This is a genomic window from Streptomyces sp. NPDC020299, from assembly GCF_044387825.1.
Lineage (GTDB): Bacteria > Actinomycetota > Actinomycetes > Streptomycetales > Streptomycetaceae > Streptomyces.
Genome location: NZ_JBIRWL010000001.1, coordinates 34,544 through 50,695 on the forward strand (window position 1 = coordinate 34,544; position 16,152 = coordinate 50,695).

The 16,152-nt window shown below is 68.4% G+C and carries 14 protein-coding genes and 1 pseudogene; 6 read left to right on the forward strand and 9 right to left on the reverse strand.

The features are described 5' to 3' along the window. Nucleotides 1-343 precede the first annotated feature (343 nt). Genes ACH45E_RS00165 through ACH45E_RS00175 form a run of 3 tightly spaced genes read right to left on the reverse strand, consistent with a single transcriptional unit; the run spans nucleotide 344 to nucleotide 7,559 of the window. Nucleotides 344-3,130: an RNaseH domain-containing protein gene (locus tag ACH45E_RS00165; RefSeq protein ID WP_361455830.1), complete on the reverse strand. Its 2,787-nt coding sequence runs from the start codon at nucleotides 3,128-3,130 to the stop codon at nucleotides 344-346. Then, nucleotides 3,130-6,387 carry a hypothetical protein gene (locus ACH45E_RS00170; protein WP_361455833.1) on the reverse strand — a complete coding sequence of 1,086 codons (3,258 nt, stop codon included), beginning with the start codon at nucleotides 6,385-6,387 and terminating at the stop codon, nucleotides 3,130-3,132. Before ACH45E_RS00170 ends, ACH45E_RS00165 begins: the two co-directional genes overlap by 1 nt. After that, nucleotides 6,384-7,559 (reverse strand): hypothetical protein, encoded by a 1,176-nt coding sequence (locus tag ACH45E_RS00175; protein WP_361455836.1) that lies wholly within the window; start codon nucleotides 7,557-7,559, stop codon nucleotides 6,384-6,386. Before ACH45E_RS00175 ends, ACH45E_RS00170 begins: the two co-directional genes overlap by 4 nt. A 137-nt stretch (nucleotides 7,560-7,696) precedes the next feature. Between ACH45E_RS00175 and ACH45E_RS00180 the strand changes: the two genes are divergently transcribed. Further along, entirely contained in the window at nucleotides 7,697-8,158 is a 462-nt protein-coding gene (locus tag ACH45E_RS00180) for a putative phosphothreonine lyase domain-containg protein (protein WP_361455839.1), read from the forward strand. A gap of 324 nt (nucleotides 8,159-8,482) precedes the next feature. Beyond that, complete coding sequence (locus ACH45E_RS00185; protein WP_361455911.1) at nucleotides 8,483-9,214, forward strand: transposase; 732 nt, start codon at nucleotides 8,483-8,485, stop codon at nucleotides 9,212-9,214. Between the two features lie 236 nt (nucleotides 9,215-9,450). On the opposite strand, the gene ACH45E_RS00190 is transcribed toward ACH45E_RS00185, so the two are convergent. The 3 genes from ACH45E_RS00190 to ACH45E_RS00200 are packed head-to-tail and all read right to left on the reverse strand — an operon-like array spanning nucleotide 9,451 to nucleotide 11,382. Beyond that, the gene (locus tag ACH45E_RS00190) at nucleotides 9,451-9,885 is read right to left on the reverse strand and encodes an SRPBCC domain-containing protein (protein WP_361455842.1); all 435 of its coding nucleotides are present in this window, start codon (nucleotides 9,883-9,885) and stop codon (nucleotides 9,451-9,453) included. Between the two features lie 59 nt (nucleotides 9,886-9,944). Then, entirely contained in the window at nucleotides 9,945-10,526 is a 582-nt protein-coding gene (locus ACH45E_RS00195; protein ID WP_361455914.1) for a WHG domain-containing protein, read from the reverse strand. Nucleotides 10,527-10,548: 22 nt separating this feature from the next. Then, nucleotides 10,549-11,382, reverse strand: a complete 834-nt coding sequence (locus ACH45E_RS00200; RefSeq protein WP_361455845.1) for an alpha/beta hydrolase — start codon at nucleotides 11,380-11,382, stop codon at nucleotides 10,549-10,551. A 105-nt stretch (nucleotides 11,383-11,487) separates the two neighbouring features. Between ACH45E_RS00200 and ACH45E_RS00205 the strand changes: the two genes are divergently transcribed. From ACH45E_RS00205 to ACH45E_RS00215, 3 genes are all read left to right on the forward strand, one after another. Next, nucleotides 11,488-11,799 carry a transposase gene (locus ACH45E_RS00205; protein ID WP_361455848.1) on the forward strand — a complete coding sequence of 104 codons (312 nt, stop codon included), beginning with the start codon at nucleotides 11,488-11,490 and terminating at the stop codon, nucleotides 11,797-11,799. Then, nucleotides 11,796-12,224 carry an integrase core domain-containing protein gene (locus ACH45E_RS00210; RefSeq protein ID WP_361455851.1) on the forward strand — a complete coding sequence of 143 codons (429 nt, stop codon included), beginning with the start codon at nucleotides 11,796-11,798 and terminating at the stop codon, nucleotides 12,222-12,224. Before ACH45E_RS00205 ends, ACH45E_RS00210 begins: the two co-directional genes overlap by 4 nt. A 517-nt stretch (nucleotides 12,225-12,741) precedes the next feature. Next, nucleotides 12,742-14,361, forward strand: a complete 1,620-nt coding sequence (locus ACH45E_RS00215; protein ID WP_361455854.1) for an IS4 family transposase — start codon at nucleotides 12,742-12,744, stop codon at nucleotides 14,359-14,361. Between the two features lie 60 nt (nucleotides 14,362-14,421). On the opposite strand, the gene ACH45E_RS00220 is transcribed toward ACH45E_RS00215, so the two are convergent. Both ACH45E_RS00220 and ACH45E_RS00225 read right to left on the reverse strand, forming a co-directional pair. Further along, nucleotides 14,422-14,988 (reverse strand): transposase, encoded by a 567-nt coding sequence (locus tag ACH45E_RS00220; protein ID WP_399039658.1) that lies wholly within the window; start codon nucleotides 14,986-14,988, stop codon nucleotides 14,422-14,424. Then, nucleotides 14,903-15,091: pseudogene (locus ACH45E_RS00225) on the reverse strand (transposase); the annotation flags it as partial. The pseudogene ACH45E_RS00225 and the gene ACH45E_RS00220, both read right to left, overlap by 86 nt. A gap of 1 nt (nucleotide 15,092) precedes the next feature. On the opposite strand from ACH45E_RS00225, the gene ACH45E_RS00230 reads away from it, so the two are divergent. Next, the gene (locus tag ACH45E_RS00230; RefSeq protein ID WP_361455857.1) at nucleotides 15,093-15,551 is read left to right on the forward strand and encodes a zeta toxin family protein; all 459 of its coding nucleotides are present in this window, start codon (nucleotides 15,093-15,095) and stop codon (nucleotides 15,549-15,551) included. A gap of 221 nt (nucleotides 15,552-15,772) precedes the next feature. On the opposite strand, the gene ACH45E_RS00235 is transcribed toward ACH45E_RS00230, so the two are convergent. Continuing rightward, complete coding sequence (locus tag ACH45E_RS00235; protein ID WP_361455860.1) at nucleotides 15,773-16,105, reverse strand: hypothetical protein; 333 nt, start codon at nucleotides 16,103-16,105, stop codon at nucleotides 15,773-15,775. Between the last annotated feature and the right edge of the window lie 47 nt (nucleotides 16,106-16,152).

The window sequence follows — 16,152 nt, forward strand, 5'->3', positions numbered from 1 at the left end:
CCAGCCGTGAGGGCGCCGCAGAGCGCGGAGGGCATCGTCGAGGCTGAGGTGGCGCTCGTTCAGAGACTGGACGTGCCAGCGCCCGTCGAGGTCGAACCGGCCGTGGACGGTGCCCAGGTACCGAGCTTCTTCGTAGGCGGCCCAGGTCGGCCGGTCGGTGTCGTTGGGGCGTACGAGTTGTAGGGATGTGCCGTCGACCTGGTGCTCGAGCCGGTGATCCCATTGCGTCACGTCGTCCGGGTCCACGGTGACGTACTGCCTTTCTCCTGGTGGCGCGTCGATGCGGGAGACGCTCCCCGAGCGTCTCGGGCGATCCGCTGGGCCTTCCGCGTTCCGTCGTGGCTCAGGTCTGTGCCTCGTCGTCGCCGTCGGCGTTGTCCACGGTTCGGCGGTATTCGGGGTGGTCTTTGTCCATCTGAATGCCGAGGTGGACCGGTGCGGGGTACTGAGTGCGGTGTTCCCAGTGAAGGGCGTGATCACAGAGGCGGGCGGCAGCGAGCCCGTAGGTGAGCAGGGCTTGGTCGGCCGGATGGTGGAGCACGGTGATCTCCGTTGCCGTATGGCTGTACCAGGTTTCGGCTTGCTCCTTGGGGTCGCTGCTGCCCCACCGGGTGTAGGACTCGCCGGCGCGGGCGTAGCGTGCGCCTCCTGTGAACTGGTGGGGGAGATTGCACAGGATGAACGTCTGCTCGGTCTTTTCCATCTGGAACAGGCCGGTGGCGAGTTTGCCTTCCCCGGTGACGGGTTCGTCGTACTCCGGGATGTGGCGGAGTCGTTCGATGAGGGCCGGCCGGGCTACGTCCTCGCTGCCGGAGGTGATCCGGACGACCGCTCGTGGCTGTTGGTCGGGTGCGAGCGTGAAGCCGGGCAGTGCTGGCCGCTTGTTGATCTGGCCCGCCGCGTCGGGTGTCTCGCCCAGGTTCTTGTTAGCGAGCAGGGGCCAGATGCTGCGGGCCTCGCCTCCGGAGACGTACATGACGTATCCCTGTGCCGGGGCGGCGTGCCCGCCAAGTTCGTAGAGTGCGCGGTCGATGTGGCGGGGCAGGAGTTCGTCGCGGCGTCGGCCTTCGGGCAGTGGCCGGGCCCGGAAGCGGTAGTTGGCGGTGGCGTAGTCGAGCCAGGTGCCAGGTCCGGCGTGTTCGGCGGGGAGGTAGGCGAGTGTTCGCCAGTACGGGCCGTGGGGGACGAGGGCGACGAGGGTCCACATGAGTTTCGGCTCGTCGGTGGCGATGCGTCGATCACCGCGCTGCTGGCGCAGGTGGAGCCCGACGTGGACGAGGGGTTCCTTGAGGCCGTTGGGGCCGGAGCGGAGGGCTTTGGTCAGTCGTGGGTGCACGAGGCCGGCCACGCGGGACAGGTCGGCGATGGCCATGTGGCCGCGGTGGTGTCCTTGGAGTTCGAGACCCAGGAGTTCGAGATCGGTGGTGAGCTCGCGTTCCTTCTTGCGGGGGTTGCGGCGTCCGGGCTTGTACAGGGTGAGGAATTGCGCGAGGACGCGATGGCGGGCGAGTTCGCCGTTGACGCGGTGCTTGGCGTCCAGGGTGTCGGGGTTGACGACGGTGGAGCCGGTCTTCTTCGAGGCGCGTCGTTGGCGTGCCCAGGCTTTGGGGTCGTACTCGGTTTCGCACAGGGCGAGCAGGCGGGTGTCCTCGGGGGCATCGAGACCGTGCAGTTGTCTGACGAGGACGGGACGCTGGTCGTGGTGCTCGCCGTGGGCCAGCAGCTTCGGTGCTGGCTGGAACAGGACCTCTACGTGGTCGTTGAGGGAGAGGGGCTTGTTCTCGCCGATGCCGGTGGCGGCGAGGTCGGGGCGGTTGAAGTGGTAGGCCAGCAGCATCTGCATGCGCGTGCGCATGGCCTGGCTTTTGTAGAGGGCGAGGATGCGCAGTTTCCGGCATCCGGATGCGGCGAGGATCTGCGGCAGGTTCTCGTCGTCCCACAGGACCGCGTCACGGCCTTCGACGGTGCTACGGCCGTGGCCGAAGGGGCGGCGGCCGGCGACCTGTACGCACGTGAGCAGGGGCTGGTCGAGGACGGCGCTGATGTGCCGGGCGAGTTCCCGCTGGCTGTACATGCCCACACCCCTGCCGACCGGGTAGCTCACGGCGAAGGGCACCAGGGCGCGGAGCTTGCCGGGAGGGCCGCTCAGGTCGAGGGCGCTGGGTGCGAGGAACTCGTCGTCTTTGTCGCGGGGGAAGACGTGTTCGCCGTGCAGGCGGATCCAGGCGTCCAGGGCCAGGCGGGTGGTGTGGTTGAGGTGGGTGTGGTCGCCGTATCCGCCGAGTTCGAGGTTGAGGAGGGGGCCTTTGGCGTCGCGGGGCTCGAACCAGGCCGTGCGGGCGTTGCGCAGTGTGTTGCTCAGCCGGGACACGGAGGGTTGCACGACGGCCACGGGGTGAGGCAGGCCGGGGTGGGACTTCATCATGACGTCGAGCCGGAGGGTGGCGTATCTGGTCGCCGTCCTGCGGGCGCGGTCTTCCTCGTCGGCGTCGGCGATGTCGTCGAGGGTTTCGCCGCGGGCGGCGAGCCAGGTGTTTTTCCAGAGGAGTTCGCGGTCCCAGACCTGGAGGCAGTTGGCGAGATCGCGGCGGAAGGTGATGGTTTTGCCGTCGATCGTCCACGTCTCACCGGAGAGTTTCTCGGCGACGGTCCAGCCGGCCGCTGTCCATACCCAGCCGGGGGCGTCGATGCAGGCCGTGGTGCGGGTGATCTGGTCCCACAGCTGGACTTTTTCGGGGGCGGTTGCGGCGATGAGGTCGGCGATCTGGCTCGGGTGCTGGAAGGTGAAGCGGTCGGCCGGGGTCTGCAGCAGCGCCTGTTCCCAGAGGGTGATGGCGGCGTGCAGGTCGTCGCGGTCGATGGGCCGGGTGGTGGCGAGGAACTTCGGCGGGTTGGTCTTGGAGGTGGGGTAGAGGGTGGCGCTGGTGTAGCCGATGGCGCGCAGGACGATCAGCAAGGCGCCGTAGGGGAGGTTCGCTTTGGAGCCGGTGATGCCGCGGTATTCCTCGCGCAGCTTCTTCCAGGCCGTTTCGACCTTCACCTCGGGCAGGCGGTACAGCAGTACCGAGCCCAGGAGCTCTTCATCGGTGTGGCAGGCCAGCAGGGACAGCTGGGTCTGGTCCGTGGTCATCAGACACCTTCGTGATCAAGGTCTTCGCTGCGGGGCAGGGGAACGTGGGTGAGCGCAGGGATGTCGGGCGCGTGGGCGAAGTCGAGCCAGGCGGTCAGGGTGGAGCCGTAGACGCGGCGGAGGCTGGCCTGTTCGTCTTCGGTGAGGCCGTCGTAGTAGGAGCGGAGCAGCGAGGGGAAGTCGGAGCCCAGGCGGGTGTCGAGGAGGGAGTTGTCGACCAGGTAGAGCTGGACGGGGGTGCCTCCGCGTCGGGCGCGGCCGGCGAGCTGGATGAGGTCGACCAGGATTCCGGCGAGGATCTCGGTCTTGAGGTAGCGGGGGAGGCGGCTGAAGCGGGGGTCGCTGCGCAGCAGGGTGTGCAGGTGTCTTCGGGCGGCCCGGCTCTGGATGGCGAGCATGCGGGCGGGGTCGGGGCCTGGGCAGGCCGCGCCGATGGCGGTTGCGTTGATGCTGGCGTACATCGCCTCGGGTGAGTGCAGGTCGGCGACGGGGCGCAGGCCGACCCAGACAGAGGCCAGCGCGGAGTTCTCGGTGCCGGGGACGAGGATGTTCAGTCCACGGGCGACCAGTGACAGGGGCGCGCAGATGACTTTGACGTGGGGGTGGGTGCGGGGCAGGTCCTCGAGTTGGTCGATGGTGATGGTCACTACGCCGGTGGGCAGGTGGATGCCGGGCGGAATGCCTGTCTTGGGGACGACAACGGCGATCCAGGAGGCTTGCACCGCGACCGAAGCGACGCCGACGGCGAGGAGGATGGCCTGTTTGTAGGAGTTGGAGACCACCATGGCTCTGGCCCGGTCGGGGTCGTCGATCTCCAGCTGGCGGAGGTGCTCGGAGAGCCGGGTCTGCCACAGACGCTCCCCGAGTTCCCGGACTTTATCGGGTTTGTGGGCTTCGGCGATGCCTCCGATGGTGATGGGGTCCCATACGGTGTCCGAGGCGGAGACGTTACCGGCCAGGGCGGTGACGGCGCCGGGGGTGGCGTCGGTCATGACGTAGGCGGGCTCGGTGTGCACGTGTTCGCAGGCCGCGCGGGGGAAGAAGGCGGTCGCGGACAGCGCGAGGACGCTGCGCTCGACGCCGGCTGCGGCGAGGGCCATGGTGCCGCCGAGCTGGACGGTTCCGGTGTGGGGGTCGCCGCCGAGGGACTGGACGAAGAGTTCGCCGCCGCCGCGGTTGTCCTTGTTGACCTTGAATCCGAACAGCTGGTAGCCCAAAGGCCCATACGGCAAGGCGCCGTTCTGGGTGAAGGAGCCGAGCGCTCGTGCCAGTTCACGGCCGATGGTCAGCTGGGCCCCGAGTCCGGCAATCACAGACTTCAGGTAGGTCAGGCTCTGGTGGAGGCAGCCCAGCCAGGCGCGCACCAGCAGCGCGTTGGTGACGTCCGGGTGCCGCCTTCTGGGAATCTTGAGGCGTTTGAGCGCCCGGGAGATTTCCGTTTTGAGGACGGGCAGTTCGTCCTCGCTGGTGTTGCGGCTGACGGCCCGGGCGAGGATGCCGGCCAGTTCCTGGAAGCGCGGGGCAGGTTGGGTGCCGTCGTCGCAGTCGGGGAAGATGGCACGGAATGCCTTGTGGGTGTCCGGATCGAGGCGGACGTGTTCGTCGAGGCCGAGGAGATCCCTGATCAGGATGCGGTCCCAGATGCCGGGCACGTGCCACCCGGAGCCAGGACGCTCTTCCTCGTGGGCATCCTGCTCGAGCCAGAGCTCGCCGTCCAGCACGTAGTTGAGGAACTGCTCCCCCAGTCCCCTGGCCTTGAACAAGGCGTTGACCACCTGGCGATCGGCCGCCGCTGCCAGGCTCTGCCGCTGCTGGTCCACCTGCAGCAGCAGCGAGGTCTTGCTGATGCCGCGCGTGGCCAGGGAGAAGTCGTGGGCGCCCGTGGAGCACCAGCTGTTCTGGAGGTTGTCGACCTCGTCGACGATCAGCGTGCGGCAATGCCGGTGGAGGAACTCCATCACGGGAATCTGCCGGAGGAGGTGCCGGCCGGTGTCGACCGGGACCTGGATGAGGCCGCGCAGCAGGTTGTGATGGTTGGTGACGATGATGTCCGCCTGGACCGCCTCGCGGAACAGCGCGTACTTCCCGCACAGTCCCATCCGCGGGCAGGCGTGCGGGCCGCCCGCCTCCTCGTCTCTGCCGGCGACGGGATCGGTGACCTTGGTCAGGGCGCGGCACGGCTCACGGCCGCGGGTCACCTGGGGCCCGTCCGTCACCCATGCGGACAGCTCGCATCCATAGGCGAGCCGGTCGTGGCGGTTCTCGCGGCCCTGTTCGGCGGCGCGCTGGGCCTGTTCCGCGACGCGGGTCTCGGTGACCAGCGGTACACAGCGCAGCTTGTGGCGGGCGGTGGCCCGGGCGAGCTGGGCGGCGGCCTGGAAGACGAGTTCGTCGTCCGCTGCGATCTTCTCGGCGCCTGTGAGGCTGTCGTGGATCGTGCTGACGACGATGGCGACGGGGCCCTGGCCGCGGTCGGCCAGAAGCGGGGCGAGGTTGTTCATCAGCACGCTCTTGCCCACGCCGGTGGGCGCGTTGACGATCGTGAGCTTCCCGGCCGGCAGGTTCAGGCGGGTGACGGGATCGCCGGAGGCGTCCTGGAGCCGGTCGGTGAAGGAGGCGAGCACGCCCGGCTTCCAGCCGTGGCGGTCGGGTCCGGCAGTGGCCTGGCGTCGTGCCAGGCGCAGGATCTTCTTGCGGGTGGCCGTCGTCGTGGCCGTGTACGGGGCGGTCGTCACCCGCAGCGGCCGTACGCGGGCGCCTTCTTCGGTGTCGGGGATGGTCACCACCGAGGGCTCCGATCCCCCGAACTGCCACCGGCCGGGGCCGGCCACGGGCAGCGGCCCACGGGTGCTGTAGTGGTACTCCTCGGCTTCGCGCACCAGCTGCCGGGCCAGTTCCAGTGGCTTTTGGGCGTGCGCGGCCAGCAGGTACGTCGCCTCCCGAGGCGGTACATCATCGGGGAGCCGGTAAGGACCCCTGCTCTGAGTCGCAAAGGTTCGCGCGAGCGCCTCGAACATGCCGCGTCCGGCCAGGTCGTCCGGCCGCACGTGCCAGTACCGGCCGGCCAGCTCCCGGACGCACCGCGGGACCTGGGGCCAGCGCTCCCACAGGTCCACGCGGGCGGCCGCGAACACATGCGCCTGGTCCAGCGGCACCACCATCTGGCCGTCGGCGTTCCGGAAGCCGAAGTACTCCTCGGCCAGCGCCAGCGCCGCGACGACACTCAGGCGGCGCAGTTCCCAGTCCTCCGCTCTCACCGCACCGCTCCGCACGCCTTCTCGATGTCGCTGACCAGGCGGCTGACCGTGGTCACCTTGACGCGGCGGTCACGTACCTGGGCGGCGAGAAAGTGCCGCTCGCTGTGCTGGTAGTCGGGCAGGACGATCGTCACCCCCTTGCGCAGCGCCGGGCGGTCCGAAAGCGCCTTGCCCAGTGCGACGACCGATTCCCACGCCTTGGCGTCCACGCGCCAGTGCCGTGCGCGCTTGCCCGGCACCGCGACGGTGATGTGCAGGTCGTACTCGTCCGGCCGCTGCTCCCCCGGCCACATCACCAGGTCGACGAACGGCAGGCCGACCACTGCGTCGCGCAGTTGGAGTTCGAGGAGCACTGGAAGGGTGCCGTAGCGCCACACGGGCCGGTTCACGGCCAGGTGATCGGAGCTGGCCGGGAGGGGTGTGACCGGCACCGCCGCCTTGCCGGTCCCGGTCAGCTCACCCGGTCCCGGCCCTTTGCTGGGCGTGTAGCGGTAGTGCACGCCCCGGGGCGCGTGGGCCTCACAGCGCACGTCGAACTGCGGCCCGGACCGGACGGCCCGCATCGGCCAGTGGCAGACGGGGCACGGGTACCACCAGCCGTCTACCTGGCACCACGGCCAGTCGGCCACGGACTCGAAGAAGTCGAACCGCATCCACAGCCGGTCCCACTCGCGGCTCAACTCCCGCACCGATCCGGCGGCATGCGTGCCCAGAAGGGCGCGGGCGCGCCGGTAGTCCTCTGGTGAAAGGCGCCTCATAAGGTCGAACAGACGCTGTTCTTCCTGCTCGGCGCGCACCCGGGGCCACGGCCAGTACCGCTCGAGCGCCGCTTGCGGTACCAGGTGCTCGCTGCACAGGTCCTGAACAGCGTCACGGGCCAGCCCCTGCGCGTCGAACAGCTCCATGCTGTCGAACCGGTCGGGCCTGCCTGAAGCCGGCGGGAGCAGAGGACCCAGCGGGCCGCGCAGGCCCCGGCGGAACTCCTTCATCCCGATCTGCGCCGCCCGCTCAGGGCGGTGGGCCGCTCGAAGCACCGCCAAGCAGTCCATCAGCAGCCTGCTCCGGCGGCCGGGCGCCAGAACCGGATCGCACTCCGCGACGACCGCCATGCAGCACGCCGTCAGGGCCTGGTCACGCCGTTCCTGGTCCGCAGCAACTTCTCTGATAGCCACGCCGGAACACATAGCAATGGAACATGACTAATGTCACATACCATTAATTCGTGCACAACGAGCCCACCCAGACAGGCCAACAGCTCACAAGAACTCCCCCGCCAGCGGCCGACACTCGCCACCGATGGCAGTGGGCCATGGCTCCCGGGGTCGACTTTGCAGCCCCCGCCGCTGTCAGCGAATTCGCGAACTCCGGCAAGTGGCTGTGGTTCCTCCCGATCCGCGCCCTCGATGCGGGATGGCGCCTCATCAAGACAGCCGTGGAAGCCGGACAGCTCGGACCGGGTGCCAAGGTCGCCACGCTGGGCAGCGACTTCGACGGCGATCCCACACGCCGGCCAGTGATCATCTACACCGCCAACCATCACGACAAGGAAGACGTACAGCGCGTCCTGAACACCCTCCGCGGACTCGGCGTCCGCGACGCACTGGCTTACAAAACCGATGAAACCACCGCGCGCGGAGAATACGGAGACGGAACCAGCATCTACACGAGCCCCGCCGGAACCACCAAAATCATCCAGTGCGACCGTCAGACCCGCCAAGCCGCACAGCGCCCGCGGGCACCGCACATCCGGCCAGCAGCCGGCACAGGATGAAAGTCCACCCGGCCCCCACCCCCTGCCTGCGGCCGTTTCCAGTCACAACCCTGTCGCCTGGCCGAATCCAGTGCCATGCTGTGGCCGCGGTGATCCTCTTCCTCCCCCAGGCGGAGGCCTCCGCCTGGGGCCCCGCCCGTGTGCTGTCACCTGGGCGGGACTGCGCCGTCCCTCCCGGCCTCCCCACGGGAGGGCCGTCGGCTGCGCAGACCCCGCACCGTCTGCGCTATCCAGCACTTGCTAGAGGTTGTCCCGTAACCGGTGGGGCGGTTGGTGCGTTGGCTGGGCATGGGTGGGGTGATCTCAGCGGATGATCCGAAGTAGATCGAGCCGTTCTCCGGGTTGAGCGAGTCGCAGTTCGCCAGGCTGGTGGCGTTGGTGCGGCGTCGCGGTGGCGACGTGCAGCGCGGCCGGCCGTGGCGGCTGCCGCTGGAGGACCGGGTGTTGCTGGTGGCAACGTACTGGCGCACGAACCTCACGTTGCGGCAGGTGGCACCGCTGTTCGGCATCTCAAAATCTGCGGCCGACCGCATCCTCGATCACCTCGCGCCCTTGCTGGCCATCTCGTCGGCCCGCCGACCGCGCAAAGACACCGTCTACATCGTCGACGGCACCCTGGTGCCCACCCGCGACCGCAACGTGGCCGCGTCCAGCAAGAACTACCGGTACTCGACCAACCTTCAGGTCGTCATCGACGCCAACAGTCGCCTGGTGGTGGCGATCGGCCTGCCGCTGCCCGGCAGCCGAAACGACTGCCGGGCGTTCACGGAGTCCGGCGTCGACCGGGCCTGCCGCGGCGCACCGACCATTGCCGACGGCGGATACCAGGGCACCGGCCTGCTCATCCCACACCGCAAACGCCGAGGCCAGACACACCTCAGCCCCCACCAAGAAGCGGAGAACGCCGTCCACCGCCGGGCGCGAGCCCGGGTGGAACACGCCCTGTCCCGGCTGAAGAACTGGAAAATCCTGCGGGACTGCCGGCTCAAGGGCAACGGCGTGCACCAGGCCATGCTCGGCATCGCCCGGCTGCACAACCTGGCCCTCACCAGATAACTCACGCCCTCATACGGGACAACCTCTAGGCGCCGGCACGACAGTGGTTGGACTGGATCTACACCAACTCCTTTTTCCCGCCGCCGGGTTCCCGCCGGACCCACCGCGGCCGGCCGGCCCCACACCACGCATCGCGTTCCGGGTTCTCGAACAACAAGCCGAGTGTGTGTTTCACCCACCGACGAGGACGGCGATCGCTGGTCCAGGATTTTTCGTGCTGGCAGGCGAGGGCGTCTTCACCGTGTGCTGTCGGTGAGGCCTTCTACCCGCTGCTTGAGGCCCTGGTTGAACTCGGCGTACCCGTCTCGCTTGGGCGTCCTGAGGAACCGCCGGGTCAGGGTGGTCAAGGCGCCGGAGAATTCCTCGTGGTTGGTCAGGCGAGTGGTGCCGTCGCGGTTGGGAGAAAGGGTGAAGGAGTGCTGGCCGTGGAAAAGCCGCTTCGTGCCGAGTGTGCCGGCCCACCGCAACTCCTGGCTGGGTGCGGCGACGGTGACCGTGGGCCTGAAGGTCATGCCCGGCATGTGCATGGTGAGCCTGCTTCCCACTTCAGCGGTTCCCTCGGCTGAGGAGAAGGTGCTCCACTCGCCATAGGTGGAGAAGTCGGTGAGGACCTTCCACACCTCTTCCGGCGTGGCGTCGATGTCTATGACGGCGGTAAGCACTGCGTCCATGATGGCTTCCACTTCTGACGGGTGTTGGGGAGGGGCTGGCGGTGCAGCGAGCGTGGGGCCTACCGGTGATGATCGGCGGGTTCTGCGACGGCTGCAGAGTCTGTGTCCACGGCGGAGCGAAGGCCACGGTCGACGAGGTCGATGAGATATTCGAAGCTCTCCCCGATGTCGGCGGACCACTGGAATCCGCCGGATGCCTGCAGGTGGGCGAAGCCGTGGAAGACGCTGCGCACAGCCCGCAGCGCGTGGGTCATCTCCTGTGGGGCGATGTCGTATCCCCGCAATACCGCTCCGAAGGGCCCGATCCCTCGTTTGGCGGCGAGCGCGACCGGGTCGTCGGGACCGGTTAGCGTGACACCGAGAGTGGCCGCGTAGCGGCCGGGGTGGGTGAGCACGAAGTCGCGGAGCGCGCCGGCGGCAGCGGCCAGGGCGTCGCGCCCGGCGCGGCCCTGGATGGCCGTGCCGATCGCGACGCCGGCCTCGTCGAAGGCGAGCGCCGCGATACGCCGGTGGAGGTCGTCCTGGCCGGCGATGTGCTTGTAGAGCGACGGGGCGCGCACTCCGAGCCGCTCGGCCAGCCGGGCCATGGTCAGCTCGCTGAAGCCGATCTCGTCGGCGAGGTCGGCGCCGGCTGCGGCGATCGTGGCCGCGTCCAGGCCTGCCCTAGGCACCGACACCGGCCAGGAAGGGCAGGACCACGGCGAGGGTCTGCTGGGGGAACTGGACGTGCGGGTAGTGACCGGCCCCCTCGATCATCTCCAGCCGGCCCAGACCGGTCGGCAGGTCGGCGACGATCGCCTCGCCCTCGGCCTGCGGCGAGGCCCAGTCGGGGTCGAGGGTGCCCTGCACGACGAGGACCGGGCAGGTGACGTTGCCCAGCTGCTCACCGGCATCGGCGGGGGAGATCTTGCCCATCGCCTGCAGGACCTTCATCCGTCCGGGCTCCTCCAGCATCGCGGTGATCTGCCTCATGCGCGTGTCGAAGTCCGCGGGCTTGGGGCCGGGGTAGGCGACGTCCAGGTACTTGGCCCACTGCCGGGTGCTGCCGAGGATGGTGGTGCCCATGAGATGGGTCGCGCCGCGGCGGTAGCCGGCCACTCTCAGGTCACCGAGCCGGATCTGCTGCTTGCGGGTGAAGGGCGCGAGCTCGACCGCCGCGGTGATGAGCTCCGGGGCCTTGGCCGCGGCGATCGTGACCGCACCGCCGGCGATGGAGTGGCCGACGAGCACCGCCGGTTCGCCGAGGTGCTTCACCAGGGCGATCAGGTCGCCCGCGAGGTCGGTGCGGGTGTAAGACGCCCACCCGACACTGGACTCACCGTGGCCGCGCAGGTCCACCGCGGCCACGCGGTACCCGGCTTCCACCAGGGCGGGGGTGAGGAACCGGTAGGCCTCGCGGCTGTCACCCATGCCGTGGGCGACCACTATCAGCGGCCCGGAGGCGCCACTCACCTCGTACGCGATGGTCCCACCGTTGACGTTCAGGAACTCGGTCACGACTACCTCCATGCGGCCTGCTAGCCCGATGGCTAACTACATTAACCAAAAGCTATCAGCATTAGCCTAGAAGTCAATCCCCGTAATGGAGCTGCGAGCCGGGCTGTGCCACCCCGCAACCAGCGCGGGCGCCCTGCGATCTCCCGCACTGCCCGCGCACGTGATGGGCGGGCACCAGCACGCGAGGTCCGCACCACCGGCCGCCCGATCGCGCACGTCGCGAAGGACCTCGGCATCCACAAGGAAGCCCTGCGTGGCTGCGTCCGCCAGGCCGAGGCCGACCATGGCGAGCGTGACGACCGGCTCACTACCGCCGAGCGCGACGAGCTGAAGCAACTCCGCAAGGAGAACGCCGAGTTGAAGCGGGCGAACGAGATCCTCAAAGCCGCCTCGGTGTTTTTGCCCAATCACGGATGATCGTCGGCTGGCAGGCCGCCGACCACATGCGGACCGAACTGCCCCTGGACGCTCTGGAGATGGCGCTGTGGCGCCGGAGAATCAAGAAGGACTCCGGCCTCATTCACCACAGCGACAGGGGTTCGCAATATGTGTCGATTCGCTACACCGACCGGCTCGCGGACATCGGCGCTTCCGCGTCGGTCGGTTCCGTCGCCAACTCGTACGACAACGCCATGGCCGAGGCACTGAACGGCACTTTCAAGGCCGAGCTGATCGAGATGCAGGGCCCCTGGAAGGGCCCCGCCCAGGTCGAACGGGCGATCTTCCAGTGGATCACCTGGTACAACGAAGAACGCCCGCACTCCGCGCTCGACTACGTGCCACCAGCCGAGTACGAACGCGACTTCTGGCAGAGCCCGGAACGAGTCCCGCAGTCCGCCTGAAACGAGATCACCGGACTCTACGAAACTCGGGGCAGCTCATATCCACATTGCTCGACGCGAAAGGCGTTCCGCACATCAAGTCATAACCAGCCGCCTCGCCGATAGTGCAAGCTCGCCCCAATCCCAGGTCATGGTTGTCGGCGACGGCTGAAAAGTGGTTCTGGCTCACTTTTGGTGCAGGACTGACGGAGGGTCACTGTTGGTGTCGGCGGCGGTCCGGCGTCACACGGCCAGGAGGACGCGCTTGCGCAGGAGGTCCAGACCCGCCCGGCCGAACATCTGCCGCTTCAGCATCTTGATCCGGTTCACCTACCCCTCCACCGCCCCCGAACTGAACGGCAACGTCGGGCCTTGACCCAAGGCCGGGTAGTTAGCGCGTTTCCGCTGGTGGCAAGGGGTAAAGGTGTCGAGTCAGAACGCGGGCAACGAAGTTGCGTTGGTCAGGTAGTCCGCCAAGACTGCTGATCATCGAGGTGCTCCGTTGCCCGCACGTCATTGTCCCCTGCCGCCTGGCCTGGTGACCGTCTCACGTGAGTTCACCGTGGCCTCGGGCCGCTTCGCTCCCGGCCATCTGGGCGAGTTGCCCCAGGTCATACCGTTTGATCTCGTCGATGCGCTCCTGGACGAAACCCGCTGTGTTCAGCGCCGTTTACGGGATCTGCCTTCTCGGGTGGGGGTCTACTTCCTGCTCGCGATGTGCCTGTTCCCCGAGGTCGGCTACCGGCTGGTCTGGAGCAAGCTGACCGTCGCCCTGGCGTGTGGCGGGCTCGAGGTCGCAGAGCCGACTGCGAAGGCCCTGCGCGACCTGCGTCGTCGCATTGGCACCGAACCGATGCGGCGCTTGTTCGGGGTCCTGGCCGGCCCGCTCGCCCGGCCGACGACTGCCGGAGTGCGATTCGGACCGTTCCGGATGGTTTCCTTCGACGGCTGCAGCTCGATCAAGATCCCCGACAGTGAGCGGAACGTCGAGTGGTTCGGAGCCGGCAGCCGCGGCGGCTACCCGATGCTGGAGCTGATGACCCTGGTGGAGACCGGCACCCGGGCCCTGATCGGCGCCGTGTTCGGCCCCACCAGCGACGGCGAGACCGCCTACGCAAGGCAGCTACTGCACCATCTGGGCCCCGACATGCTGGTCCTGTGGGACAAGGGCTTCGACGCCAACGCCTTCCTCGCCGCCGTGGACGGCACCGGCGCCAAGTTCTTGGGCCGACTGCGTGCCAACCGCCGCACCCCGGTCCTGACCCGTCTCCACGACGGCTCCTACCTGTCCGTCATCGGCACCGTCCCGGTGCGTGTCGTGGAAGCACAGATCACCGTGAGCTGGGGCGATGACTCGTTCACCGGCTCCTACCGGCTAGTCACGACCCTGACGGACGCACGCCGCTACCCCGCTCCGACGCTCGTCGCCCTCTATCACCAAAGATGGGAGCACGAGTCGGCGTACTACGCACTCCGCCATACGCTCATGGACGGCCGGGTACTGGGCTCGGGCGACCCCACAGGAATCGAGCAGGAGATGTGGTCCCTGCTCGCCGTCTACCAGGCGTTGCGGACGGTGATGGTGGAAGCCGCCGAGTCCAGGCCTGGCACCGATCCAGACCGCTGCGGCTTCACCATCGCCATGGAGACCGCCCGTGACCTCGTCGTCCAGGCCGCCGGCATCATCACGCTCGCCAGCACCACCACCGACATCGTGGGTGTCATAGGCAACCGCGTCCTGGCCCAGCTCCTCCCACCCAGGCGCCCCCGCATCAGCACCCGAAAAGTCAGGTTCCCGATCTCCCGCTATGCCGAACGCCAAGACGACGGTCGTCCCAGTGCCAGCAGTTCGGTCACCCGCCTCGACGTCACCATTCTCGAACCCGAGCCCGACCTTCCCACCGTCTCCCACGACGACCGGTACACCCCACCAGCCGACCGGCGCAGACAACAGGTCCTGGACCTCCTCCACGCCGACCCCGGCCGCCACTGGCGCACCCGCGAACTCGCCCGCCACCTCGGCAATATCACCCTCAGCACGATGTACCGCCAGCTCGACAGATGGGCCGCAAACGGACTCATCACCAAGACGGGACCCGCCACCTACGCCAGCCCGGAAACCCACTCAGCCACCTTGCCACCAGCGGAAACGCGCTAACTACCCGGCCTTGGGGCAAGGCCCGAGTGAAGTTCCCCCTCTGAACTGGACAGCGGGTGGTTACGCTGCGGGGGCGAGAGCTTGTGCTTTCAGAGCCCGAGTTTCGAGCGGGGTGACGTAGCCGTAGACGGGGTGCTTCCGCAGGCGGGTGCGGTTGTACTCGACCTCGATGAAGTGGAAGACATCGGCGCGGGCCTGTTCTTGGGACTCCCAGACGGTGGTCCCGATCTCCGCTTTGAGGAGGCCGAAGAAGCTCTCAGCTGCGGCGATATCGTAGCAGGAGCCCGTTCTGCCCATACTTTGCCGCAGTCCCAACTCCTTGATGAGGGAGCGGTATTCGCGTGAGCTGTATTCCGCTCCGCGGTCCGAGTGCGTGATGCATCCGTCCTTCAGGTCACTCCGGCCGGCGGCCATCCGCAGGGCGTCGACGACCAGACCGGCCCGGTGATGGTCGGCCATCGCGTAGCCAACCACCTCGCGGGTTGTCAGCGACGCGTGAATCGTGGCTCGGGTCCACTTCTTGTGGTGCGGTGACGCTCGGTCACGCCAACAGGACCCTTTTGCGGAGGAGTTCGAATCCTGCGCGGCCGAACATCTGGCGCTTGAGCATCTTGATCCGGTTGACATGGCCCTCAACGACGCCGGAGTTCCACGGTTGGGTGAGGCCAGCGATGACGGCGTCGAGGTCGCGCTCGAGATGGTGGGCGAAGCGGCTGAGACTGGGCAGGTCGGTGGCCTCACACCCGGACTATCTGCGGCTCCTGGCAGAGGATCCCCGCAACGCGGGGGCCGCGATCCGCGCCGACTACCGCGCCTGGTTCGCCGAGGCCGAAGAGTACGTGCGCCGGCACTGCGGCGGCGCACTGATCGAGGGCGCGCCGGGCAGCGTGGAGGAGTTCCTGGCCAGCGCGTTGCCGTTCGCGGCCGACGGCTACCCGGTCGAACTGGTGGTCCTGGCCGTACGGGAAGCGGACAGTCTGCTGTCCACAGCGCTGCGGTACGCCCGCTCCCTGCAGAGGGGCGGCTATCCGCGCTTCACCTCACGTGCCGGGCATGACGTGTGCTTCCGCGCCCTGGCCGACGTCGTCGACGCCGCGCAGCGGCATCCGGCGATCACGGCCGTGACCATCATCCGGCGCGACGGCGAGGCCCTGCTCCGACAGGAGAGCGGGGGCCGGCGGGCTGCCTGAACACTCGCCGCGGAACGGACGCGCCCCTACACCGAGCAGGATGCCGTGCAGTTCCTGCGGCTCCATCAGGCGCTGCGCCGGGCACTTCCGCAGCACCGGCGGGAGCTGGACGAGGTGGCCGCACTCGCGCGACTGCTGATGCCCGCGCGGGTGCAACCGGCCCGGATCGACCGGCCGCGCCCGCCCGTCTGGCCCCTCCCGGTTCTGCGCGCACCGTCGGGCTACAACTTCCTGAGCTCCTTGAGCCGGGCGGCGTAGAGCGCCGCGATCCGCTCGGTCTCCTGCGGGCCGGCGGTGCTGAGGAGCTGGACGCCGACCTGGTCCTCCGACACGGACCTCGGCGGCAACAAGTTCGGCGACCACGGCACCGGATCGGACGGCGCCGGCCAGGTCGTGCGCAACAACGCGGCCTCGATGGGCAACAACACGACAAACTGCCGCGTGCCGACGAACTCCACCGGGATCATCCGCGCGAACTCGCTAGCCTGCGCGCTCTCGCCGGACACCCGGGTTCCGCGCACGATGTACGCGAGCAGCCCCGCTTCCCGCAGCATCCCCGCCCCTGGCGCCGGGTGCTGCGCGGGCCAGGGTCGGAGGTCAG

Excerpts from the sequence above, each read along its gene's own strand:
- ACH45E_RS00165 (WP_361455830.1), bottom strand. The coding sequence starts at position 3,130 with ATGACCACGGACCAGACCCAGCTGTCCCTGCTGGCCTGCCACACCGAT.
- ACH45E_RS00180 (WP_361455839.1), top strand. The coding sequence starts at position 7,697 with ATGGCTCCCGGGGTCGACTTTGCAGCCCCCGCCGCTGTCAGCGAATTC.
- ACH45E_RS00190 (WP_361455842.1), bottom strand. The coding sequence starts at position 9,885 with ATGGACGCAGTGCTTACCGCCGTCATAGACATCGACGCCACGCCGGAA.
- ACH45E_RS00210 (WP_361455851.1), top strand. The coding sequence starts at position 11,796 with ATGATCGTCGGCTGGCAGGCCGCCGACCACATGCGGACCGAACTGCCC.
- ACH45E_RS00220 (WP_399039658.1), bottom strand. The coding sequence starts at position 14,988 with ATGTCAACCGGATCAAGATGCTCAAGCGCCAGATGTTCGGCCGCGCAG.
- ACH45E_RS00235 (WP_361455860.1), bottom strand. The coding sequence starts at position 16,105 with ATGCTGCGGGAAGCGGGGCTGCTCGCGTACATCGTGCGCGGAACCCGG.